The sequence below is a fragment of the Cyclobacterium plantarum genome (assembly GCF_011290685.1).
In the GTDB taxonomy this organism is placed as follows: Bacteria; Bacteroidota; Bacteroidia; order Cytophagales; family Cyclobacteriaceae; genus Cyclobacterium; species Cyclobacterium plantarum.
This window is the reverse complement of record NZ_JAANYN010000009.1, coordinates 32,781-58,141: the sequence shown is the minus strand read 5'-3', so window position 1 is coordinate 58,141 and position 25,361 is coordinate 32,781. Positions and strand designations below refer to the sequence as shown.

Annotated in this window: 13 protein-coding genes; 12 read left to right on the top strand and 1 reads right to left on the bottom strand. The window is 45.3% G+C overall.

Annotation, left to right across the window (positions count from 1 at the left end; genetic code table 11):
- Nucleotides 1-2: 2 nt before the first annotated feature.
- Nucleotides 3-1,100, bottom strand: a complete 1,098-nt coding sequence (locus tag G9Q97_RS18930) for an acyltransferase family protein (protein WP_166149722.1) — start codon at nt 1,098-1,100, stop codon at nt 3-5.
- A gap of 78 nt (nt 1,101-1,178) precedes the next feature.
- Here G9Q97_RS18930 and G9Q97_RS18925 point away from each other — a divergent pair, with 78 nt between their 5' ends.
- The 12 genes from G9Q97_RS18925 to G9Q97_RS18870 all read left to right on the top strand — a co-directional run bounded on the left by G9Q97_RS18925 (nt 1,179) and on the right by G9Q97_RS18870 (nt 23,669).
- Nucleotides 1,179-3,806, top strand: coding sequence for a family 20 glycosylhydrolase (locus G9Q97_RS18925; protein WP_166149720.1), 2,628 nt, complete (start codon nt 1,179-1,181; stop codon nt 3,804-3,806).
- 474 nt (nt 3,807-4,280) lie between these two features.
- The gene (locus G9Q97_RS18920; protein ID WP_166149718.1) at nt 4,281-4,808 is read left to right on the top strand and encodes an RNA polymerase sigma factor; all 528 of its coding nucleotides are present in this window, start codon (nt 4,281-4,283) and stop codon (nt 4,806-4,808) included.
- Nucleotides 4,809-5,410: 602 nt separating this feature from the next.
- The gene (locus G9Q97_RS18915) at nt 5,411-8,629 is read left to right on the top strand and encodes a SusC/RagA family TonB-linked outer membrane protein (protein ID WP_166149716.1); all 3,219 of its coding nucleotides are present in this window, start codon (nt 5,411-5,413) and stop codon (nt 8,627-8,629) included.
- A 17-nt stretch (nt 8,630-8,646) separates the two neighbouring features.
- Nucleotides 8,647-10,119 (top strand): RagB/SusD family nutrient uptake outer membrane protein, encoded by a 1,473-nt coding sequence (locus tag G9Q97_RS18910; protein ID WP_166149714.1) that lies wholly within the window; start codon nt 8,647-8,649, stop codon nt 10,117-10,119.
- A 31-nt stretch (nt 10,120-10,150) separates the two neighbouring features.
- Nucleotides 10,151-11,281, top strand: coding sequence for a sialidase family protein (locus G9Q97_RS18905; protein ID WP_166149712.1), 1,131 nt, complete (start codon nt 10,151-10,153; stop codon nt 11,279-11,281).
- Between the two features lie 7 nt (nt 11,282-11,288).
- Nucleotides 11,289-12,218, top strand: a complete 930-nt coding sequence (locus G9Q97_RS18900) for a dihydrodipicolinate synthase family protein (protein WP_166149710.1) — start codon at nt 11,289-11,291, stop codon at nt 12,216-12,218.
- Between the two features lie 29 nt (nt 12,219-12,247).
- The gene (locus G9Q97_RS18895) at nt 12,248-13,252 is read left to right on the top strand and encodes a hypothetical protein (RefSeq protein ID WP_166149708.1); all 1,005 of its coding nucleotides are present in this window, start codon (nt 12,248-12,250) and stop codon (nt 13,250-13,252) included.
- A gap of 139 nt (nt 13,253-13,391) precedes the next feature.
- Complete coding sequence (locus tag G9Q97_RS18890) at nt 13,392-14,573, top strand: sialidase family protein (RefSeq protein ID WP_166149707.1); 1,182 nt, start codon at nt 13,392-13,394, stop codon at nt 14,571-14,573.
- Between the two features lie 235 nt (nt 14,574-14,808).
- Nucleotides 14,809-16,257 carry a hypothetical protein gene (locus G9Q97_RS18885; RefSeq protein WP_246255786.1) on the top strand — a complete coding sequence of 483 codons (1,449 nt, stop codon included), beginning with the start codon at nt 14,809-14,811 and terminating at the stop codon, nt 16,255-16,257.
- A 456-nt stretch (nt 16,258-16,713) separates the two neighbouring features.
- Nucleotides 16,714-19,002 carry a family 16 glycoside hydrolase gene (locus tag G9Q97_RS18880; RefSeq protein WP_222852029.1) on the top strand — a complete coding sequence of 763 codons (2,289 nt, stop codon included), beginning with the start codon at nt 16,714-16,716 and terminating at the stop codon, nt 19,000-19,002.
- 195 nt (nt 19,003-19,197) lie between these two features.
- Nucleotides 19,198-22,131 carry a PVC-type heme-binding CxxCH protein gene (locus G9Q97_RS18875; protein ID WP_166149705.1) on the top strand — a complete coding sequence of 978 codons (2,934 nt, stop codon included), beginning with the start codon at nt 19,198-19,200 and terminating at the stop codon, nt 22,129-22,131.
- A gap of 383 nt (nt 22,132-22,514) precedes the next feature.
- Nucleotides 22,515-23,669: a hypothetical protein gene (locus G9Q97_RS18870; protein ID WP_166149703.1), complete on the top strand. Its 1,155-nt coding sequence runs from the start codon at nt 22,515-22,517 to the stop codon at nt 23,667-23,669.
- Nucleotides 23,670-25,361 lie beyond the last annotated feature (1,692 nt).

The following is a 25,361-nucleotide window of genomic DNA, read 5'->3' as shown; positions in this document are numbered from 1 at the left end:
ATTCAAAGTTTGATGAATATTTTTCGTTTGTACAGCCAATAGGCAGGTATAAAATTAATGCCTACAAATAAAAGGGCATAAAGGAGGCTGGCCAGTTTGGAGGAGATGCCTATGGCAGTTATTCCGTTCATAAAGTGGGTGTTCAGAGACTGTCCCCCAAATTCTATATAATAAAATACCAATGACAGCACATCGGCCAGTACGTAGACAGTAATGGCATTAGCTCCAAAGATGATACCCACGCTGGTGCCCTTTTGTTTGCCCAGAATGTCTACCAGAAAATAGCAGGCCCCCAATGCAATAAATGCTGTCCCACCGGTAATCAGGGTAAAGGAGCTGGTCCAGAGATGTTTATTGATAGGAAAAACCTGCGCCCAGAGTAAACCCAGCAATACCAAAGGAACGCCTGTGGCCATCAGGTAGTTGGCTTTTAGATTTCCGTTATTTCCCTCAAGAAGTATTTTCCCTGCCAACAAGCCTAGAATGCCGGTAACGATCGCAGGGATGGTGCTGAATAGACCTTCAGGATCCCAGGTGCCCTCCCACATTTTTCCGGGCAGGAGGATGCGATCTATCCAGGCTGCCAGATTTCTGCCGGGTTCAAGCATGACTACTCCCTCGTCCGGAGTGGGAATTAAGGTCATGGCAAGCCAGTAAAAGAACAATAAGCTGCCCGCCAGGTAGGCTTGCTTTTTCCAGTCTGTGTTCAGGAAAAGAAAGGCACAAACCAAAAACACCACAGCAATACGCTGCAATACCCCGGCAATACGCATGTCAGAAAAATCAAAATCAGGGATGAGGTTAAGAAATACACCTACAAGGAAAATTTTCAGGGATCGAACCAGTATTTTTTTATACATTTCATTCTTGGGAAAACCCCCTTGAAGTCTTTTGGTGTAGGCAAAGGCAATAGAGACACCGACAATAAAAAGAAAAAAGGGATAGATGAAATCCGTCATGGTAAGACCATTCCAGGAGGCATGGAGGAGTGGGGGGTATACATGGCTCCAGGACCCGGGATAATTAACCAGGATCATGGCTGCAATGGTAAACCCTCTTAAGGCATCCAGGGATATCAATCGGGAAATCGTAGGCTTCATAGAATAAAATTATGTGTTTTTAATAGTCAATTTAATACCTTCAGGGGTAATAATAAGGCTATTTAAATCTTTTGAATTATGAATAAAAGGAATACTTACTTTCTGTTTCTCTCCATTATTATTTTTTTTAACAGCTGCCAGCAAGAGACTTCCTGGCTAAATAGGGTAGAGCAGCTTCATTTGGAATGGGAGTTGGTCAGTAACTTTGTTGGGGAGGAAGGGCAGTTTGAAGCACGCTTTATCATGGAAAATAAAGGGGGAGATGCTTTGAGAGATGAGGGTTGGGCCCTGTTTTTCAACATGTCTCCAAGAAGGATTGTAAGTAGTACCCAGGCAGATATTACGCACATCAATGGAGATTGGTATAAACTTAGTCCAAGGGATGGTTTTTATCTGGGTGCCGGGGAACAACTGGAAATCACCTACACGGGAATTGAAGGTGTCATCAAAGAGACCGATGCACCAATGGGTTTATACATGGTATTTTATAGCCAGGAGGATCAGGAGCTGGCTACCATCCCTGTGAGCAATTGGAAGGTAAGACCTTTTGAAAGAAAAGAACAGTTGCTCCGGGGTGCCATGGATGAGGAAATTCCCTACAGCCCGGCCAGCCAATTTGAAGCCAATGATAAGAGGGAAGCCCTCATTTCGTCGGAACTCTTACCCATAATCCCTTCCCCTTACCGGTTGGAAAAAAGGGATGGGATATTTAAAATAGAAACCGGAATGACCATTGCCTATCAGGAGGGACTTGAAAATGAAGCAGGCTACCTGAATGAAAAACTGGAAAGTCTTACAGGAGTAAATCTTGGTAGTAACGCGGCAAATGGGGCAAATGCGGCCATTTACCTTAGCCTGTCTGATATCAGGGTGGATGGCAAACAAAAAGAAGCCTACCGACTGGAGATTGAGGGAGAGGGCATTTCTATTACCGGAGGAGATGCCGCAGGGGTCTTTTACGGTGTGCAAAGCCTGCTGGCACTGATGGGGCCAGAGGTTTACCTGAGTGACACATCAGCTGTGGAACTGCCTTTCGTTTATATTGAGGACGTTCCACGGTTTGGATTCAGAAGTTTACATGTGGATGTCGCCAGGAATTTTCAAACAAAGGGAACCATCAAAAAGGCATTGGATATGATGGCCCATTACAAATTGAACCACTTCCTGTTTTATACCTCTGAAGATGAGGGTTGGCGGGTAGAAATTCCAGGTTTACCCGAATTGACAGCAGTGGGCGCACAGCGGCAGCATGTAGCTGGAATGGATGCGGCAGCCCTGCATCCGGGATATGGGTCCGGTCCGGAAGCTTACAGCGAAGGCAGTCATGGCAGCGGATTTTATACCCGTGAGGAGTTTATAGACATCCTCAAATACGCCAGGGACCGGCACATTACGATCATTCCGGAGTTAAATTTCCCGGGACATGCCCGTGCGGCCATCAAGTCCATGGAGGCCAGGTATTTGAAATTCATGGAAGCGGGGGATGAGGTTGCTGCAGAAGAATACCGCTTGATCGACCCGGCTGACCAATCTGAGTATCTTTCCGCACAGGCATATAAGGATAATGTGGTCAGCGTAGTGCGGGAATCTACCTATCGCTTTTATGAAAAGGTAGTAGATGAATTGGCTGCGATGTATGCTGAGGCTGGTCTGGAAATGAAAAAAATGCATGCTGGGGGAGATGAAGTTCCTGTGGGCTCCTGGACACAATCTCCTATGGTGGCGGAGTTGTTGGAGGAGTCTCCGGGAGAATCACCCAATTCGGAATTGTTGCTGGAAGAATTACCTGTTATAGGAGATATGGATAACCTACAGGCTTTTTTCTTTCGTGAATTATTGAAGCGATTAGAAAAGCGCGACCTGGAAGTCCATGTATGGGAGGAAATGGCATTGAAAAGGGATGAAACAGGCACTTTGAGGCCCAATCCGGAATTTGTAGGAAGGAAGGTCATACCTTATATATGGAACAACATGTTTGATTACCCCGATTTGGGTTACCAACTGGCCAATCAGGGCTACGAGGTGGTGCTTTGCAATGTGTCCAATTTTTACTTTGACCTGGCCTATTCAAATGATCCAGTCGAACCGGGATTGTATTGGGCAGGATTTGTCAATACGAAAAATGCCTGGACCTTTGCTCCATTCGATTGGTTTAAAACCACCTACAAATCAAATATGGGCAAGCCATTGGACAGGGAAGCGTATTTCAAGGACATGGTTCGGATAAATCCAGAGGCAAAAGACAACATCATTGGTCTGGAGGCCCAGCTATGGGGAGAGACCGTAAAAGGAGGAGATATGGCCGAATATTACATTTTCCCCAAATTACTGGGCTTTGCCGAAAGTGCCTGGGCCAAAGCTCGGAATTGGGAACAGGAAAAAGACCTGGCAATAATGGATTGGGAAATAGAAAAAGGCTGGAATCGGTTTGCCGGTACCATTGCAGCGAGAGAATATCCTAAATTGGCTCATTGGAACGGAGGATATGCCTATAGAATCGCCCCTCCCGGAGTAAAAATAATTGATGGTAAGTTGCATGCCAATACCAATTTCCCAGGCTTAGAAATCAGGTACTCTACAGATAATAGTGAGCCTGATAAAAATTCATATTTGTATGAAGACCCGATTGAGATTGATGGTCCTGTAAAGATCAGGGCAATTGATCCTGCGGGAAGGGCAAGCAGAACGCTTATGGTGAGGCCTTGATCCATGTGGGGAAAGCAATTTTAATAATATTCTGATTGAATTGATTTTTTCACCTTTTTTAAGTGAGTTAAATTTTATTTTTTAATTTTTTAAAATTTAATTTTAAAACAATAAATTTTCCAGCATTTTATCCAAATAAATTTTTCTTACGGATAATACAATAAATTTTGAAAAAATCAGATTTCAAGAAATTAACATCAAATAGGCTGAAAGTTAACACAATTATAATGTGAGGTTCATTTTGTGATGTCATTCTTAAATATTCCATGAATTTTTTATGAATGAATGGATAATTCATTCATTTTCAATCTATAATGCTTCTGTTAAATTCGCAAATTGAAGATTTATATACGTGATTTGCGCAGAAACTGTGGTTTTAAACCTTGATATTCATAAAAAAATAAGGCGGGCCAATCCAAATAAAATGCTTTGGCCGTTGACCAAAAATTTTAATACAACTAAATCACTTGGGATATGGAACAACCTGACAAAAATTTACTGGATGGTTTTCGAAACGGAGACCGAAAGGCCTTTGAAAAGATTTACCAATATTACAGGATACCTGTGATCCGTTTCAGTGTTTCCATTATCAAGGATGAGCAGGAGGCGGAGAACATTTACCACGAGGTTTTCATGAAAATCCTCAAACGAAGAAAAAACATCAAGCCGGAGTTGAATTTTAATTCCTACGTTTTTACTTCGGTGAAAAACGAAATTTTTGATTACCTGAAGGCTTTGAATAAAAACAATAGTCTTAAGGAACAATTTTGGGAAAAGATCCATCAGGAGGAAGATGAATGTGGTAAGGCAAAAGAGGAGCAACTCACCAGAATGGAAAGCATTATTCAAAACCTCTCACCGAAAAGGCGGAAAATTCTTGAAATGAACTATTTTGAAAAGAAGTCTTATAATGAGATTGCCGATATTCTGATGATTTCCAAAAACACCGTGAAGAACCAGTTGGTAAAAGCAAAATTTATCCTGAGAAAGGAAATGGAATAGGCTGCAATGGCAGCATTACTTGTATTGTGGAGAAAAATCCTTTGTAATTTTTCGAACGGGACAGTCTTGTTTATTTTTCTAATAGCAAACGCAATTTTTTGCCAGCGTTTTGAAGCAGAACACTATTGAAGGACTGAAGGAATTTTTTAAAATGTTTGAAATAAATAAACCATTCTCTTGTCCGTGAGGGCTTTGCCTTTACAGGTGGGTTTTTTAGGCTATTTTTAGGCAGCCGAATTTCCGGCATTAGCATCGGACATACAGAGCAGGATATCCGGAAGCAGTGATCATTACAAAACAGGTTGTTACTGATTACCAGGGCAGTGTTGAAAGAGGGCCTGGCTTTTCCTTTTATCCATATGGCAATTGTCATCGTACTGGCCGGCATTGATCCGGGGACTTGATTTTTGGATTGGTAGAAAAATCCGGACAAAGTTCCGTACAGTTAACGTGCTGATTCTATTTAATTTGTGAGATGGTTTTAGGGATTTTGTGATACCGTAATATCGTATTGTAATTTAAAAAGAAAGTAGAAGAGCGAGGAAGTGTCATATAATATCTTTGGTAGGTAATTGTTAATGTGTCATTTTAATCATTATTCCATGAAGATATTCATACAACCACTGCGTCATTTTTGCTTGCTGGTCACGATGCTGATCTTATTGCTGAATGGTCTGCAGGCATTTTCCCAAACCAGCAGACAAGTAAAGGGGAAAGTTACCGATGAATCCGGAGAAACCATTCCCGGGGTAAATGTTTTGGTCAAGGGCACCTCTGTCGGTACCATTACCGATATTGATGGAAGTTATGCAATCAATGTTCCCGAAGGAAGTAATACACTTGTATTTTCTTTTATTGGTTATGCCACCAGGGAAGTAGGAGTAAGCAACAGCAATACGCTGGACCTGGTTTTATTTCCTTCGCTTTCGGATATGGAGGAAGTGGTGGTGATTGGTTATGGGGAACAATCCAGAGAAACCCTGACCACATCCATTACTAAAGTGGATGAAAAGGTTTTGGAAAGTGTACCGTTTCCAAATGCTGCTTCAGCATTACAGGGTTCTGTATCTGGAGTCAGGGTACAAAGTACCTCGGGTCAGCCCGGAGCTGCACCCAGAATCATTGTAAGAGGAGGTACTTCCATCAATAATCCCAATGGAGCCGCACCTTTGTATATAGTAGATGGGGTAATTCGTCCGGACATGAATGATATTTCCGCTGATGATATCGCTTCCATGCAGGTATTAAAAGATGCAGCAGCCACCTCTATTTATGGCGCCAGGGGGTCAAATGGTGTGGTGATTATTACAACCAAAACCGGGAAGTCAGGACAATCCAGGATAACATACCGGTATGACCTGACCTTATCCGAACCTGGTAAACTGTATGAAATGGCCAATGCCCGGGATTACCTGACCATGTTTAGATTGGGCCATATCAGGCCTGATAAATTTCCGGATGAAACGGTGAGATTAGGCCTGCCGAATGGTTTTGGAACAGGAAATGACCTGACTAACAATACGGCATTTACCACCCAATACCTTACGTCCGAAAATGAATACAAACTCAACGAGGGTTGGGAAAGTATGCCTGACCCTGTTGATCCTTCCCGGACGCTCATTTTTCAGGATAACGACATTCAATCTCTAATTTATCAGACAGGAGTATCACACAATCATCATGTGGGAATACAAGGAGGTACAGATAAAGCTACTTTTAATGCTGGCCTGGGTTATTTGTCCAATGAAGGGACGGTAGTCACTACCGCTTATGATCGCCTTACTTTTAATTTAAACGGTGAATTACAGGTAAAGGAGAATTTAAGTGTATTTGGAAGGGTTCTTTATACCTATAATACCACCAATACCACAGGACAATCCACAGCCGTCACGTTCTACCGGTCTGCTGGCCTTGCTCCTACAGCCAAGATCTACTTTGAAGATGGCAGCCTTGCTCCCGGTACTGCTGCCAATATTGGAAATCCCTTGTATTTCCTTAATAATCGGGTAGCCGAAAGTACTGCCGAAAAATCAACCTTTACAGTGGGAGCTCATTGGGATATATTGCCGGGCTTGTCATTTGACCCTCAATTGTCTATGTACAATGTCAATAATGACAGTTATAATTTCCAACCCGGGTTTCTGAACGGGCCTCTCAACTTTGTAGATACCCGGAATGCTAGTGCTTCCAACTACCAGTGGAGGCAAAATCAGGCAGATTTTGTTTTTTCTTATGGTAAGACCTTGGGTGAAAACCATAATTTAGATGCCAAATTGGGTTTTGCCTATTACGATAGAAATATTTCCACGCTTAGCGCATCTGGAAGGGGGGCATCTACAGATTTGATCCCAACACTGAATGCAGCTACTGAGCCTACTGGCGTGAGCAGTAGCATCACTGACCAGGTGATTTTAGGCTACTTTGCCAGGGTAAATTACGATTTGGGACAGAAATATCTATTTTCCCTCAACATGCGGTATGATGGTGCCTCTAACCTTGGTGCGGATAACAAATGGGGTTTTTTCCCTGGGATTTCTGCTGGTTGGAACTTGCACCGTGAAGATTTTTGGAAAAATACCTTCCCGGAAAATCTATTCAGGATGAAAATTAGGGCAAGTTATGGCGAAAATGGAAATATAGGGGGATTGAGTGATTTTGCTGCTCAGGGAGCTTATGGGGTAGGCACCAGGTATGCTGGTATATCTGCCATTCAAAATACGGTCATACCCAATCCCAACCTGCAGTGGGAACAATCCCGAACGGTGGATATTGGGGCAGACTTCAGTTTGTTCAATCAAAGGGTGAATTTTATTGTGGATGTGTACCGTAGGGTAACGGATAATCTGATCACAAGCCTACCCCTTCCACAGTCCACCGGTTTTTCCAGTGTATTGACCAATTTGGGCAGCCTGGAAAACAGGGGCTTTGAGCTGGAAATGGGGGCAAGCCTATTGCCGGAGGGCAGTCCGGTAACCTGGAATTTATCCCTAAATGCATCCAAAGTAAGAAATAAGATCCTGAGGCTTCCACCCAATGGAGTGGAAAACAACCGGGTTGGAGGGGTTTTGGTATGGGATCCCACACAGGAAGATTATGTATGGAAAGGAGGACTTCAGGAAGGCGGTAGGCTTGGAGAAATGTATAGTAGAAACCAGTTAAGCATTTATGCGACTGATGAGGAAGCAAGTAATGCTCCAACAGACAATTACATTGTATCAGCTGATAAAACCAAATATGGAGGGGATACCAACTGGCAGGACCTGGATGGCAATGGAATTATCGACAGCCGGGATCAGGTGTATATGGGCCAGGAATTTCCCGTCTGGACCGGTGGAATTTCCAATTCCGTTAGTTTTAAAAATTTCAACCTCTACTTAAGGATGGACTATACCACCGGCCATACGATTTTCAATTGGGCAAAGATGTTTATCGATACCAATTTATTTGCTGACAATAACATGACCCAGGATAAGGTGGATAATTCCTGGAAAGAACAGGGAGACATCGCCCAATATTCCAGGTTTTACTGGGGAGGGGAAAGGATACAGCGAAACAACTTTAACGGAACAGCCTCCTCTGGCAACTCTGTATTTTTTGAGTCCGGGGATTTTCTTGCCATTAGAGAACTTACCCTTAGTTATTCGGTACCACGAACCATACTTGAGCGGATAAAAATCAGTGGATTGAGATTAAATGTTACTGGCAATAACCTGCATTATTTTACCCGCTACAAGGGACTAAACCCGGAAGAAGGAGGCAGGGATGATGGCAGATATGCTATACCCAAAAACTTTATTTTCGGAGCCAATATTACCTTTTAATCAAAAATTTGAAAGTCATGAAAGCAATAAAAAAATATTTTGCCATATCCCTTTCATTAATATTGGGCTGGGCGTGTACGGAAACTCTTGAGGTGAAGCCTACCAGTGTCATTACTACCAATTCTTTTTGGCAGAGTGAAAATGATGCAGAAGGAGCATTAATGGCCATGTATGTGGAATTGAGAAGCCTTTCCCAGGGCTTGCACCAACTTGGAGAACACCGCAGTGAGGTGCTCTCGCCAGGCCTTTTTGGAGAAGGAGTCTTCATTTTACACCGTAACCAAATGAATGCCGATACACCAGGTCATCCAGATTGGAGTGGATTTTACCGAGTGATCAACACCGCAAATCTTATTCTGAAATATGTGCCCGGAATTACTTTTTCCTCTGAAGCCAGAAAAAATCAGATGTTGGCACAAGCCCATGCCATGAGGGCCTATGTGTATTTTGTGATGACCCGTACCTGGGGTGACCTGATCATCAGGGAGGAGCCAACTGAAGGATTTGGAGCCGAAGTCACCCAAAGGGAAAGGTCCCCACAATCCCAGGTGTTTCAATTGATCAAACAGGATATAGAGGAAGCGCTGCAATTGTTTCCTGACGATGGGTTTACGATTGGGAGATCTGTTTGGTCCAGGCCTGCAACCAATGCATTGAAAGGAGAAGTATACCTTTGGACAGGTAAACTATTGGGTGGAGGAGCCGAAGACTTGCAGAAAGCCTTGAACGCCCTGGAGGAAGTAGACCAGGCCGATGTGGGGCTCCTGGATGATTTTCAGGAGGTTTTTGATTTTGAAAACAAAGGAAACCGGGAAATTCTAATGAGCATCCGGCACCAGGACCTGGAGCCGGGAAATTATTTGTGGTTTATGTGGATCATAGGCGCCGGGGTACCCAGCAATATAGACCAGGACACCCGGGATAAGATTTTTCCCATAGGAGGAGGACAGGGTCTGATGGTGACTTCCGACCTGGTACGAAATCAATTTGAAGCAGAAGATTCCCGACGTGAGGCTTCTTTTTTTGATATTTACACCATTGACGAAAACGGAGGCAGGGATTACCTGACCAATATTCAGCAAAAATTCCAGGGGACCATTATCGGAGGAAACCGGGTTTTCCTGAGTGACCCGATTTTGTATCGCTATGCTGATGTATTGCTGATGAAGGCAGAGGCCAAAAATGGACTGGATATGGATCCATCCCAGGAAATCAACCAAATCAGAGAGAGGGCTTATGGTGATCAATTTGCGGGAAGGGAGTTTGTTGATCAGGGTAGGGAAACCAATGATGCAGCCATCCTGAAAGAGCGCCTGCTAGAATTGTTGCACGAAGGAAAAAGGTGGTGGGATTTAGTCCGGTTTGGGAAGGCTTTTGAAATGGTCCCGGCCCTGCAGGACAGACTTGGAGAGGATCATTTGTTGCTTTTCCCCATTTCCAATTCGGTACTGAGTCAGGAACCTTTGATAGAGCAAAATCCCGGATATTAAATTTACTATAATCATAAAAATTAGAAAACAGATGATTCACAATTGGATAATCACTTCTACGCTGATACTGGCCCACCTGCTGGCCCTCCCGGCCATTGACAATCCCGATCCCCTGCCAGGAGAAAAGAAAACCGTAGAGGTCCTTCATCGATGGGTGTCCATCGACAACGTATGCGCCTGGCCCAACCTTACCCGGCTAGAGGATGGAAGTATTCATGCGAGTATATTCAACCAGCCCAGTCATGCGCGGATGGAGGGAAGCGTGGAGGTATGGTCTACTACTGATGGGGGGCATTTTTGGGAAAAGTCTGGGGTGGCGGCCGCTCACGATCCTGGAACCAACCGCATGAATGTCGCTGCCGGGAAAAACGGTAGCGGAGAGTTGGTGGTTGTAGCTTCGGGTTGGGAGCTAAAGCCGGGAGAATCCGAAGATGCCCGAATGGATTTGGTAGGTGTATTGCGGGCCTGGACCAGCATATCGAAAGACGGGGGGGAAAAATGGAAAACCTACAAAAACGGCTTCCCGGGAGCCGAGGAAGGAATGACTGAATTCATCCCCTTTGGTGACGTCCTGGAAGCCATGGACGGAAGTTTACGTGTACTTGCCTACGCCCAATCCCTGGACAAGGCTGTCAATAAAGTTTCCATGTTCCGAAGCGATGATCAGGGAAAAAACTGGCGCTGGGTATCTCATCTGAGTGATGCCAGCGGACATACTGCTTTTGCCGGGGGACATAATGAGACGGCTTTTTATCAAACCGGACCTGAGACCTGGATCGCGGCGGCCAGAAGGTGGAAGGCAGGGGCAGCCATGGATTTATTTACAAGCGAGGACGATGGGGCAAGTTGGCAATACCTTAGGCAGTTAACCGAAGAAAGCCAGCACCCCGGACACATTACCTCTTTAAAGAATGGAGAACTGCTCTTGACCTACGGCAATCGAATCCCAGGAGAATACGGAGTGGCGGTTAAATTCAGTTCGGATCAGGGCAAAACCTGGTCCAACGAATTTCTGGTGGTGGATGACCTGAAAAGCCGCGATTGTGGCTATCCTTCCAGTGTACAGCTGCCGGATGGAAGCATCATGACTGCTTATTATTCAAACGGAAATTCGGTGCATGACCGTTACCATATGGGAACTGTTATTTGGAAAAAACCATAATTGCCTGATGAAGCCACTTCGAGCTGAAGAAATTGTGGGTGTATGGGGGACTGTTTTGTTACCTGTTCAGGAGGATGAAGCCATTGATTGGGGCCGCCTGGACGAGGAAATCGCAGTCTTGCTTGAGTCGGGACTTCATGGCATCTATACCAACGGTACAGCCGGTGAGTTTTACAATCAGACTGAAAGTGAATTTGATACACTTAGTGAAAAGCTGGCGGCTGCTGCGGAATTAAAAGGAGTTCCCTTTCAATTAGGCTGTGCCCACCCATTGCCACTTGCCTCCATGGAGCGGGTAAAACGCGCAAAATCCCTTCAACCAGGGGCCATACAGATTATTTTGCCGGATTGGGTCGCTCCGAATCGGGCGGAGTTATTCCGGTACATCGAAAAAATGGCCAGTGTGGCGGATCCTGTTGGGCTGGTGATTTACAATCCGCCTCATGCTAAAAAGCAACTGAGGCCTGAGGATTATAGGGATCTTTTATTGGAAGGCTTTCCGATTGTGGGCTGCAAAACGGCAGGAGGGGATGATCGCTGGTACGAAAAAATGCGATCCCTTCCCTTTCCTTTTTCTTATTTTGTCCCGGGTCACCGGCTCGCTTCCGGCATTAAGCAAGGAGCCAAAGGTTCCTATTCCAATATTGCCTGCCTACACCCCAAGGGGGCGCTAAAATGGCACAAAATGATTATGTCCGACCCAATCACAGCAAAGGTATGGGAAGAAAAACTGGGGTTTTTCTTCCAGGAAGCGATTTTTCCGCTAATCCAAAAGGACGGGTATTCCGATACGGCCGTGGATAAGTTTCTGGCAGCCATCGGAGACTGGGCCGAGATCGGTACCCGATTGCGCTGGCCATACCAGGGAATCCCGGTAGCACTGGCGCAAGAAAAAAGAAAACAACTGGAAGGGATACTTCCCGGTTTATTTCAATAATGAATGGAACCAATCAATACCAAAATACGATGAAGCAAGCATTTTTATTCCTGATTTTGATTCTTATAAGCCTTCTAACCGGCTTTGCCCAAAACGAGGAAAGTTTGAATATCACAAAGATATGGGATGAGGCCCCGCACAATGCATTTCCGGACATGATCCGGTTTCAGGACCACTTTTATGTGGCGGTTCGGGAAGGAAATAACCACATGCCTGACAATAGTGGAAGGATACAAATAATACGGTCAAAAGACGGAGATGAATGGGAAAAGGTGGGCTTGCTTGAAAAGGAAGACATGGATGTCCGTGAAGCACGGCTGTCGGTAACACCGGAAGGTAAAATTATGGTGTTGACTGCGGTGGGTATTTATGATAAAGGATACAAGGTATTGTACCCCATGGTCTCTTTTTCTAATGCTGATGGTGGGAGTTTCTCACCGCTTCAAAAAGCCACTATGGATATGAAACCGTCACTGGATTGGATTTGGAGCCTTACCTGGCATGAGGAGATTGGTTACGGTATAGTTTACCAGATTAAACCCGGAGGTTGGGAAGTGCATTTGTTAAAAACCAAAAATGGCATCGACTTTGAACATGTTTCTCAGCTACCCATCGATGGCAATCCCAATGAATCCACCATTAGATTTGATAAAGAAGGTAAGATGGTTGTTTTGGTCAGACGGGAAACTTCCGACAAGATGGGTGTACTGGCAAAAAGTGCCTATCCCTATACCAATTGGGATTTTACCAAACTTACTGTTCGTCTGGGAGGTCCTAATTTTTTATTTTTTGGAAAAAATGACTTGTTGATCGGCACCCGGGATTACCGGGATACCGGCGCCAAAACCGTCCTACACCGAACAGACCGGGAAGGGAATATTGAAAAGACGATCGAATTTCCTAGTGGAGGCGACACCAGTTACCCCGGTATGTTGTATTATAAGAACAAGCTGTGGATGGTCTATTATTCCAGTCACGAAGACAAGACGAGTATTTACCTTTCAAAGATTCCATTGAAGTCGCTCCGGAAATAAACAGGTAAACATGTTTAAACTGTCTACTCGCAAAATTCTAAAGAATGCAGGTAGGTTTTTTTTCTGGTATCTTACCCAAAAGGATAAGGAAATGGCCTTTTCCGCTTTTACTAAGTATCATGACTAAATGAATAGCATTATGAGAACATCTATTTTCCCAACTCTGGGACTGTTATTGGTTTCTTTACCGCTTCTTGCACAGCAGCCATCCCCAGGCAAAAGCAGGTCTTCGGTAACCAAAATCCGGGATCTGGTTATTTATGAAGACCCAAATTATTACGCAACGTTTCCATCCATCGTGCAGAAAGCAGATGGCGGGTACCTCCTTTCGTTTCGACGTGCTCCGAACAGGAGGGTTGTCTTTGGCGAAAGTGGCAATAATCATGTAGATCCGAATAGTTACCTGGTAAGCATGACTTCAAAAGACGGCCTTACCTGGGAAAGCGAACCGGAGCTGCTCTATGCCCATGATTTTGGTGGCTCACAGGATCCTTGTCTGCTTCACCTTCGTGATGGAACGCTGCTTTGTGCCAGCTACGGTTGGGCATTTTTGCGGGAGGATGGTCTGGAAAACCTGCCAGATCCCCATTTCCAGAATCGCGATGGATCCGTATTTTTGGGTGGATACCTGTTACGTTCTATTGACGGCGGGAGAAATTGGTCCGAACCGATATACCCCCCACACATAGAACCGGAGATCAATTTTACTCCGATGGGAAATCCGGTTCCCGCCTACAATCGGGGAGCCATGTACGAAGGGAAAAGCGGGCGCATCTATTGGGTGGTCGCAGCAAATGACCAGGAAACACCCCGCCGAACCTCCAATTACCTGCTCGTTTCGGACGATAAAGGTAAAAATTGGGAGCACCTATCGACCGTTGCCAAAGATGAGGAGGTCATATTCAATGAAGCATCCATCTACGAAACACCCAAAGGAGATTTGGTGGCGTTTATCCGTACCGCTAACTACGAAGATCAGGCCGTCATTGCCAGGTCCACTGACGGAGGGAAAAGCTTTGGACAATGGCAGTCTATGGGATTTCAGGGACATCCCCTTCAGGCAACAAGATTGTCGGATGACAGGGTGCTTCTGGTCTATGGATACCGGCATGAACCCTATGGGATCAGGGCCAGAATTTTGAATTCGGAATGCACGGATTTCGCCACTGCAGAAGAAATTGTCCTTAGGGAAGATGGAGGCAGCGGAGATATCGGTTATCCCTGGGCCGTAGTGCTGGATGACCACCATGCTCTGGTGACTTATTACTTCAATATTGACAATGGCACCCGACATATTGCTGGTACCATCATAGAATTTTAGGTAAATTGCTGGCATTAAAGCATTGTAAGGGGTATTAAAAAAGTTTAGCCTCCCAAAATTGGCCCAAAAGCTATTATTTGCCATGAAATCGAGCATGACGAGACAGACAGAAGGAAAGATGTCCCGATAGCACCGATAGAATCAGGCTGTTCAAGTATGCGGGACTCACCCAAATCTGGTTTTGGGCATTTAGACCTGAGGCAAGCAGATACCAGTAAGAAACAAATATACAGCGATGAATAAGTACCTGATTTTCACTTTAATTATTCTGACATTTGCTTCCGCAGGGTCCTATGGCCAAATGGCGGAGCCCTTACCGATAGGAAGCGACAGGGAGCTTTTTGTCGATCCATATCTGATAGAGAGGCTGGACAAGGCAACCATCAGGATGCATCACCCAGAGGACAAGGGGAAAGTATTGGATTTTGACCTCCCCTGGGAGGGCGCATTTTCTGCTTATGTCACGGTAATTGAAGAAGATGGCTTTTTTAGAGCCTATTACAGAGGTGTTCCGACAGCTGGTAAAGATGGCAATAGTGCCGAAGTGACCTGCTATGCCGAATCCAGCGACGGCATCCATTGGGAAAAGCCCGACCTGGGTATCTATGAAATATCAGGTAGCAAAAATAACAATGTCATCCTGGCTAATGCCGCTCCACTCACCCATAATTTCAGCCCTTTTTTGGACAGCAACCCCTCGGCAAAACCCAATGAAAAATTCAAAGCCCTTGGCGGAACCTCCAAAAGCGGACTGGTGGCCTTTACTTCTGCGGATGGTAAAAACTGGAAGAGACTTCAGGAAGAACCGGTATTCACCCAAGGGGTATTTGATTCACAGAATGTATCTTTTTGGTCGGAAAGTGAAAATCAATATGTCTGTTATTTCCGCTCCTGGACAGGTAAGGGATACAATGGTTTCCGCTCGGTAAGCCGAACCACTTCAAAGGATTTTATTCACTGGACAGATCCCGAGCCCATGGGCTTTGGGAATACGCCCTACGAACACCTGTACACCCAACAAACCAGCCCCTATTTCCGTGCACCACACATATACCTGGCCATCGGTGCCCGGTTCATGCCCAACCGCAAAGTGGTTTCGGATGCTGAAGCTGAAAAATTGGGAGTGGATCCGAAATATTACAACGACTGTTCAGATGTAATCCTGATGTCAACCCGGGGAGGGGACCAATATGAGCGGCAGTTTATGGAATCCTTTATCAGACCTGGGATAGGCTTGGAGAATTGGGTTTCCCGCTCCAATTACCCCGCCTTGAACGTGGTGCAAACCGGAGAAACCGAAATGTCCATTTATGTCAACCAGGATTATGCCCAGGCCTCCGCTCACCTGCGCCGATATAGCCTGCGTTTGGATGGGTTCGCTTCCCTATCCGCCGGATATGAAGGAGGTGAAATGCTCACGAAACCCTTTGTCTTTGAAGGGGAAAATCTGGAACTCAATTATTCCACCTCTGCAGCGGGGGAAATCAGAATAGAATTGTTGGATGGGGATGGGAATAAGCTGCCAGGTTATTCCATGGAGGAAGGCCAGCTGGTTATCGGCAATGAAATCTCAAGAAAAGTGTTGTGGAATGGCAGCAGTGATGTTTCTGATTTATCCGGGAAACCTATCAGAATGCGGGTCTACCTAAAGGATGCCGATTTGTATTCTTTCAGGTTTTACTAACCGGAATCGGAAATCCTAAGCCTTAAGTTGGAAGCAATCTGTGCTGAACGGTTAGTTCAAATGGAGTTTTGGCCGATTGAAGTACGAGTTATCAGTCGGGCATGTGACCTCTAAAGACAGTTATTAACACAGGAAATCGAGCATGACGTAGCCGTCACACACTGGGATGACTAACAACCATGCGAGATTCCCCGTCCGACTGGCGTCAGCCGGGCGGGCATCTGACCGCTAAAAACAAATTATAAACAGATGAAACATGATTTTCATCCAATAAGGCAGAAGTATATGTTTCAGAAAAAACCTTACTCAATTATTTTACCTTGCTAATAAGAATGAATTGAATCTGGTTGATGAAGTCAGAACATCCTCCTACGAAGTTCGGGCGGGTATAGCATAGCGCAGAATTGATTGCTATATTGTAACGGATATTTAGCGGTAAACCTTTAATGGAAAATAATGAAGCAGCATAGAAAACCCACCATAAACGAACAAGCTGATTTTTTTAAATTTTCAGTTCCTTTTCCAATTTTGGGACCAGGTTTAATTTTTATCATCGGCTTTCTGCTGGCCTCATTTAATTTGGAAACATATGGGCAGCAGGCTGGGCAGGAGAAAAACCCCGCCATAAAAGTTTTCCGGGCAGGAGCTGCGATGAGTAGCATAACGCCTAAAATAGGTACTTCCATCAATGGAGGCTTCCAGGACCGGTCAGTACTTCATGTCCATGACGATACCCATGCGCGAAGCCTGGTGTTGGATGATGGGATTACTAAACTGGCCATCGTCACCCTGGATCTATGCATGGCCTACAGAGAGACCATCGATAAGGCCAAGTTGAGGGCCCATGAGTTTACCGCTATTCCTGTTGAAAACATGTTGATCTCAGCTACCCATACCCATTCCGGAGGAACGGCCTGTTCTGTATTTCAGAGTGATCCGGATTCGGCATACCTGGCATTTTTGGAGGAACGGGCTGCCGATGCCATTATCCGGGCCAACAATAACCTTGAGCCGGCAAGAATCGGCTGGGGTTTTGGTCATGAATCCAGCCAGGTGTTTAACCGAAGGTGGAAAATGAAGTCAGGAGCTGATAGGTCCAATCCCTTTGGAGGGGAGGATCAGGTGAAGATGAACCCCGGGATAGGGAATCCTGATTTGCTGGAACCTGCCGGACCCGTAGACCCTCGACTCCCGGTAATTGCTATTCAGTCTGCTGATGGCCGTCCGCTTGCGATAATGGCCAACTACTCCTTGCATTATGTAGGGGGGACAGGAAATGGAGAAATATCTGCAGATTATTTTGGGATATTCGCTGAAAAAATCAAACAAATGATAGGAGCAGACCATCAGGATCCTCCCTTTGTGGGGATGATGTCCAACGGCACAAGTGGAGATATCAATAATATCAATTTTGGAGGAGAGGCACCCAAACCCATGCCCCCATATGCCAAAATGGAAATAGTGGCCAACACCATCGCAGCCGAGGCCTTTAAGGTTTATCAAAACATCGAATATAAGGATTGGGTACCGTTGGCTGTTGCTCAAAAGGAAATTTCCCTTGGGGTAAGGAAGCCTTCAGCTGAGGAATTGCAAAGGGCAGAAAAGATCATATCCGATGCCAAAGGTCCCCAAATGCTTACTCGGGAGGAAATCTATGCCAGAGAGACCATATTGATAAATGATTATCCGGAGCGGGAAAATATCCTTCTGCAGGCCATCCGGTTGGGGGAATTGGCCATCACAGCTATCCCCTGTGAGGTTTTTGTAGAGATTGGTTTGGAGATCAAAGAGAAGAGCCCCTTTGACCAGACTTTTAGCGTCTCCCTGGCCAATGGGTATCATGGGTACCTGCCTACTCCAGAACACCATGCCCTGGGTGGCTATGAAACCTGGAGGGCCAGGTCCAGTTACCTGGAAAAGGAGGCTTCCATTAAAGTTTTAGATAACCTCCTGGATTTGCTGGGGCAATTAAAATCATCCCCTGCTACATCCAGGTATTCCCAACCCCTGAATGCCGATGAACTGGATTTGGGTGAAACAGTAAAATTATTCAATGGCCAAAACCTGAAGGGTTGGTATACCTTTCTGAAAGATAGAGGGAAAAATAATGACCCTAAAGAAGTTTTCACAGTAAAAGACGGCATCATTCACATTTCCGGGGAGGAGTGGGGCTGTATCACCACTGAAGAAGAATTTGAGGACTATAAATTGGTGGTGGAGTTTAAATGGGGTGGAGGAACCCACGAGCCCCGACTGGAGAAAGCCAGGGACAGCGGGGTTTTGCTTCATTCCCAGGGTAAGGATGGAAACTATTCGGGTACCTGGATGAATTCCATCGAATGCCAGATCATCGAAGGTGGTACGGGTGATTTTATTGTGGTGGGAGACGGCACGGAGCAGTTTGCGATTACCTGTCCGGTAGCCCCAGAAAAAGTGGGCGGAGCCTTCGTTTACCAACCTGATGGGGACCCGATAACCGTTCATGGCGGAAGGGTCAACTGGTTTGGAAGGGACCCTGAATGGAAGGATGAAATTGACTTTAGAGGAGTCAATGATGTGGAAAATCCGGTAGGCGAGTGGAATACATTGGAATGCCATGTTTTGGACGGAGAAATCGCGGTTTACCTGAATGGGGTTTTGGTGAACAAGGCCCTGGAAGTAAAACCCAGAAGAGGAAAAATCCAGATCCAATCCGAGGCTGCGGAAATGTTGGTGAGAAGGGTGGACCTCAGTCCCATTCTATAAAAATGAGTAAGGGTTTTTTCGAAACCTGCTTGCTGATGGCAACCAGTCTGAGATTCCCTTTCAAGATATTATTGTAATATGATTTCGATGATCAAAGATCTATTCTTGAGGTGCTTTTTGTTGGGCTTTCTTCCATTAATTATTTTTTGGGCTTGTAAGAACAAAAATAGGGAAGGGGTCCAAAATGGAGAAGTAGTGTTTGAATTGCAAGATGCTCCTGTGAATTCCCCCTTGTATACGTATCCCGATTCGGCTGCACTCAAAGAAGCCATGGGCAGTTTCCAGTTGGAGCCGGGCTTGCGGATAGAATTAATTGCCGCAGAACCCCTGGTGATTGATCCGGCAGCCTTTGCTTTTGATGAGAATGGTGTGCTGTATGTGGCGGAAAACAGGGGTTATCCGGACCCTGCTGAGGGAGGAAAGCCGACCCATCTGGGTAGAATTGCCAGGCTGGAGGACCGGGATGGCGATGGCAAATACGACCACAGGACCGAATTTGCTACGGGGCTCACCTATCCCAATGGGATCATGGTATGGAAAGGGGGTGTTTTTGTTACCTGTGCTCCCGATATTTACTACCTTAAAGATACCGATGGAGATGGTATTGCCGATGAGAAAAAGGTGGTGCTCACCGGTTTCAATGCCGACAAAACCGCCCAGATCCGAACCAGCCACCCCACAATGGGCATGGATGGCTGGATCTATATTACCAGCGGTCTGAATGGTGGAAAGGTATATTCTCCCGAGCATCCGGAACGGGATACCGTTATTTTTTCGCCCTCGGATGGCCGTTTTCATCCGGAAACCCTGGAATTTCAGACCACAGGAGGCAAAAGTCAATTTGGGTTGGCATTTGATGCTTATGGCCGTCGCTTCGGGACATCCAACAGGCATCCTTTGCAGCATGTGGTCCTGGAACCCTGGTATTTGGAACGCAATCCACATTTGCTGTTTAACCAGACGATTCAGGATGTTGCCAGCTCCGAAGCAGCGGCCACAGTCTATCCCATCAGTCAGTCCGTAACAACTGCTGACTTTATCCCAAAATTGATGGGGCTTTCCCATAAGGGTACATTTACTTCTGCCTGTGGTCCGGTAATTTATAATGGCACTGCATTGAAAGACGAACATTTGGGCAATGCCTTTATATGTGAACCGGCCCAAAACCTGGTACAAAGACAAGTCATCAGCCCTGAAAATGTATCTTTCCGATCTTCGCCCGCCTATGAAAACCGGGAGTTTTTGGCATCGGCTGACAGTTGGTTCAACCCCGTATTCCTTTCCCATGGGCCTGGTGGTGCACTATATCTGGCCGATATGCATCGAAGAGTGATCGATCACCCCTCCTATGTACCGGAAAGTGCCAGAGCAGGACTGGATTTTGAAAGTGGTAAAGACAAGGGCAGGATTTACAGGATCACAAAAAAAGATTTTATACAAAACCGCAACCCTGGCAAAAATTTCATGGGATCCTTATCCGGCAAGCAGAATTTGGTCAATTTATTGGCCTCAGAGGAAGAGTGGGAAAGATCCACTGCTCATCGCTTGCTACTGGAGCGATCGGATAAAAGTACTGTTCCCCTACTGAGCAATATGGCTACCAATGGCAAAAGGGCTGAAGGCAGGGCAAGAGCATTGTGGCTTCTATATGGCCTGGAGGCTTTGGATATTCCCTTGCTTCAGGAGGCCATCAGGGATAAGGAAGCAGGTGTCAGGGAACAGGCGGTATTGCTATCAGGAAAACTTTTGGGGAAATATCCGGATCTGATCCAACTATTGATGGCTGCTACTACTGATGGGGATATCCGGGTCAGGTACCTTTCCGCTTTGGAGTTGGGATCGGTGAAAGGAGAAAAAGTCATTCATGCCCTCGCCGGGTTAGCTGCCCGGGATGGGGTGAACCAATGGACAAGGGCAGCTGTATTGAGTGGCGTTGGGGGTCAGCTGTCCGCCTTTTTACAAAGTTTTCGAAAAATGGATCCCGTGGCCTATCCGGCGTTTCCTTTGATGATGCAGGAACTGGGGGAATTATTTGGGAATGCGGCCGATATTTCCGACTGCCGTGAGTTGTTGCATGATATGGTTACTTCGGAAGGAGATCTAGGGTGGAGGATGGCCACGGTCCTTGGCTTGTTGAACGGGTTGGGAGTAAGGGATGTGCAACTATCGGAAAATGGACTTTTTTATGCCCTGGCAACAGCTACTTCCCCTGACCTGCAGGTGGTAGCAAAAAGGGACTTTATTGACCAGGTGGCCATAAGGGCTTTGGATGAAAAGGAATCCCTGGCATCCAGGGTTGTGGCCACTGCCCTACTGGGGTTCCCCCCATTTGACTGGGTGAAAAATGAATTAAAGCAACTGCTGAAGCCCGGAAACCCGGTGGAAATCCAACTTGAGGCAGTAAAGTCACTTGGCAGACAAAATGAACCCGGGGCTGCTCTCCTATTGCTCTCCGGTGAAACCTGGGCTGCCTATACTCCCCGGGTTAAATCTGCCGTGATATCGGCAATGGTAGCCAGAAGGTCTACAGTGCTTTGGTTATTTGCAGCCATTGAGGAAAATGTAGTGAAACCGGCAGAGATTCCTTCCATGACAAGACAGCGCCTGATGAATGATAAAAATAACAATGTAAAGGAAAAAGCTGCTCTTCTTTTCAATGAGTTGGAATCAGGAGGCCGGATGGCGGTATATGACGCATATCTTGAGGTACTGGACCTTCCCGCTGACCCTGGCCTGGGAAAGGTGGTTTTTGACAAAACCTGTTCTTCCTGCCATACCTATGCAGGAGAGGGTGGAGAAGTGGGGCCGGACCTTACCGGCGTCAAAAACCAACCTCTGGATGCGTTGCTGCTGCATACCCTTGTACCCAATTATGAAGTGTTGCCGGCTTATCAGGCCGTTTCCATCAGCAGCAAAGATGGGAAATCCCTCTCCGGATGGATAGCTGCCGAGTCCGATAACAGTATCACCCTTCGGACAGCTTTCGGCACCGATGAATCCATTTTAAGAGCTAACATTGAAACCATCCACCATTCAGGGCTTTCTTTGATGCCGGATGGTTTGGAGCAGCAGATGACAGAGGAGGATATGGCCAACCTGATTGCTTTTCTAAAGTCAGGTGGGTTATAGCTTTTTCACAGGAAGATCAAATCGATTGTCCAATTTCTCGCCTTTTTTCAACTTGTGGGACCCTTTTTAAAAGGTTGAGGTTTAACCCGAAATATGCATGAGAACATCTACTGTGGACTTTCCGCTGCGGCGGACAAAATCAGCTGCTTCGCTTCACTTTTCGAGCTCACCGAGGGGTGGCTACGCATCACTCTCCAAAGTGACTGATTTTCCTGCGTTTAAAGCCCTTCCCGTCCTTGGTCGGGACAGGCTGCTACGAAGCCTAATGAATAATCAGGGTTTAAAAGTAAATAATAAAAATTTAGTAAAATAACTGATAAAACAATTTTTTAACTTATTTATCAGGTGTATATTTATTAAAACTATCTTTAAAACCAATAAGCATGCTAAAGAAAAAACACATAACGGGAGTCTTTATCATTATGGCAATGCCAGTCTTAATTTCCTGTAATACAAGCAGTAAGTCAGAAGAGGAAATGGGTATAGGTACTACCTACTATCTGGAAAAGGTGGACTCCATCCGTATAGCGCGAGAAAATAGGGTTACCATTCTTGACTATCACCCAATTGAAGATCGTTTTCTGGCATATGACCAAATTACGGAGGAGTTTTTAGTGTTGGATGGAAAAGGTGAGCTTTTGGAAGCAGTTTATCGGATAGGAGAGGGTCCCAATGAGTACAACAGCAGTTTGTTGGCAGCTTCCTTCAATCAGGAAGCAGGAGGCTATTTTCTACAAAGTTCAGGTGAATTTTTGTGGTATAACCCGGATTGGGAGGTGGAAGAAAGGGCACGATTTACCCCTTCTGTATTCATCAGATTTTATTCAGGTCCGAGGTTTAAAGTTCCCTATTTCCGGTTTGAGGATGAATTAAAGCCGTATTTTTTTACCAATTTTTTCTCTGGTGTAAATAACGCTGTGCGTGGAATGAATGAAGGCAACGCCTCTGATAACCTGATCGAGTTTTACAATTCCAATAAAGAAAGCCTGGAATGGGGCTTAGCCAAAGATCCCGGGTCGCTTCCCCAGATTATGGAAGATCCAGGAACCGATCAGGAGAAGCCCACACAGGTATTTGCGCTGGACAGAGCAGCCAATCGCTTGTACCTGACCTACGATCGGTCAAATACTATTGGAGTTTACGATATGGACCAGGATTTCGGGCTGCAAGAGATGCTCCATTTCGAGCATCGGCGTTTTTCTGCTATTAATAATGCTAAAAATAAGGCCTTGTTTAATTTTGAGGATGATCTCGTCGGGGTACTTTATTTCGAAGGCCTTTCCGAGGCGGCCACCGGGGCGAGAAAAGCCAATGACCCGGAATATTTCCCTTTTAAGGATCCCGGATTGTACCATTTCATACTTCTTCAGGATGGGGTACAACAAAAGGAAGAGATTGTCTTTCCAGCGGGTTGTGGGCCCCATTCTGAGGTCCTTTCCTTGCCAGGCAAGCGATTTCTGCTGAGGGACAAATATAGGGGAGAGGATGAACCTACCTACTCCACCTATTCGGTTTATGAGTTAAAGTCGGATATTTGACCGGAATTATATTTTTAAATTTAATGGAGGTATTGGCTAATACATAATAATTTGGACCTCCCGCAATCTCAATTTCCCTCAATAGGAATGCGGCTTTTTCCCATTCCTAATTATAGATTTCCAATCCCCTGGCTTTAGCCAAAATTGCTGGGATTAACACCAGCAAATCATTAGCCCTCAATAGGTAATTGCCCCATCCACAGGTTGAACTGTAAATTGGGATGTTAGGCTTTGGGGATAAAGTTTTGGCTAAAGCCAAGGAAGGAGTCAAAATCCCATATTTCCTCCAGCTAAAGCCGGAGGCAATTGAACCAAAAAACCCCTGATTCCAAATTAGGGCCGAAATCAATGGGCGATCCCTCCTCAATAGGAAATAGCCCATTCCATAAAAAATAGCAATCAAAATTTCTGGGCTTTAGGCCAAACTATAGGATCGGACAAATGTAAGGTTATCCAGGTTTGGCTAAAGCCAGGAATGCGAACAACAATCCGATTGCCTACAGCTATTAAACAATTGATGATAGGTAAAGCTGGTTCCGGATCATGATGGATCTGTCATTAACCGAACAATCATCAATAGGAGTGGGCTTTAGCCCATTCCTAATTATAGATTTCCAATCCCAGGCTTTAGCCAAAATTGCTGGGAATAACACCAGCAAATCATTAGTCCTCTCAATAGGTAATTGCCCCATCCACAGGTTGAACTGTAAATTGGGATATTAGGGTTTGGGGATAAAGTTTTGGCTAAAGCCAAGGAAGGTGTTAAAATCCCATATTTCCTCCAGCTAAAGCAGGAGGCAATTGAACCAAAAAACCCCTGATTCCAAATTAGGGCCGAAATCAATGGGCGATCCCTCCTCAATAGGAAATAGCCCATTCCATAAAAAATAGCAATCAAAATTTCTGGGCTTTAGGCCAAACTATAGGATCGGACAAATGTAAGGTTATCTAGGTTTGGCTAAAACCAGGGATGCGGACAATAATCCGATTGTCTACAGCTTTTAAGCAATTGATGAAAGGTAAAGCTGGTTCCGGATCATGATGGATCTGTCATTAACCGAACAATCCTCAATAGGAGTGGGCTTTAGCCCATTCCTAATTATAGATTTCCAATCCCAGGCTTTAGCCAAAATTGCTGGGAATAACACCAGCAAATCATTAGTCCTCTCAATAGGTAATTGCCCCATCCACAGGTTGAATTGTAAATTGGGATATTAGGGTTTGGGGATAAAGTTTTGGCTAAAGCCAAGGAAGGTGTTAAAATCCCATATTTCCTCCAGCTAAAGCAGGAGGCAATTGAACCAAAAAACCCCTGATTCCAAATTAGGGCTGAAATCTATGGGCGATCCTTCCTCAATAGGAAATAGCCCATTCCATAAAAAATAGCAATCAAAATTTCTGGGCTTTAGGCCAAACTATTGGATCGGGCAAATGTAGGCTAATCCAGGTTTGGCTAAAGCCAGGAATGCGAACAACAATCCGATTGTCTACAGCTTTTAAGCAATTGATGAAAGATAAAGCTGGTTCTGGATCATGATGGATCTGTCATTAACCGAACAATCCTCAATATGATTGGGCTTTAGCCCATTCCTAATTATAGATTTCCAATCTCTGGCTTTAGCCAAAATTGCTGGGAATAACACCAGCAAATCATTAGTCCTCTCAATAGGTAATTGCCCCATCCACAGGTTG

Coding starts and splice junctions, on each gene's coding strand:
- G9Q97_RS18930 (WP_166149722.1), bottom strand. CDS start 1,100: ATGAAGCCTACGATTTCCCGATTGATATCCCTGGATGCCTTAAGAGGG.
- G9Q97_RS18925 (WP_166149720.1), top strand. CDS start 1,179: ATGAATAAAAGGAATACTTACTTTCTGTTTCTCTCCATTATTATTTTT.
- G9Q97_RS18920 (WP_166149718.1), top strand. CDS start 4,281: ATGGAACAACCTGACAAAAATTTACTGGATGGTTTTCGAAACGGAGAC.
- G9Q97_RS18915 (WP_166149716.1), top strand. CDS start 5,411: ATGAAGATATTCATACAACCACTGCGTCATTTTTGCTTGCTGGTCACG.
- G9Q97_RS18910 (WP_166149714.1), top strand. CDS start 8,647: ATGAAAGCAATAAAAAAATATTTTGCCATATCCCTTTCATTAATATTG.
- G9Q97_RS18905 (WP_166149712.1), top strand. CDS start 10,151: ATGATTCACAATTGGATAATCACTTCTACGCTGATACTGGCCCACCTG.
- G9Q97_RS18900 (WP_166149710.1), top strand. CDS start 11,289: ATGAAGCCACTTCGAGCTGAAGAAATTGTGGGTGTATGGGGGACTGTT.
- G9Q97_RS18895 (WP_166149708.1), top strand. CDS start 12,248: ATGAAGCAAGCATTTTTATTCCTGATTTTGATTCTTATAAGCCTTCTA.
- G9Q97_RS18890 (WP_166149707.1), top strand. CDS start 13,392: ATGAGAACATCTATTTTCCCAACTCTGGGACTGTTATTGGTTTCTTTA.
- G9Q97_RS18885 (WP_246255786.1), top strand. CDS start 14,809: ATGAATAAGTACCTGATTTTCACTTTAATTATTCTGACATTTGCTTCC.
- G9Q97_RS18880 (WP_222852029.1), top strand. CDS start 16,714: ATGAAGCAGCATAGAAAACCCACCATAAACGAACAAGCTGATTTTTTT.
- G9Q97_RS18870 (WP_166149703.1), top strand. CDS start 22,515: ATGCTAAAGAAAAAACACATAACGGGAGTCTTTATCATTATGGCAATG.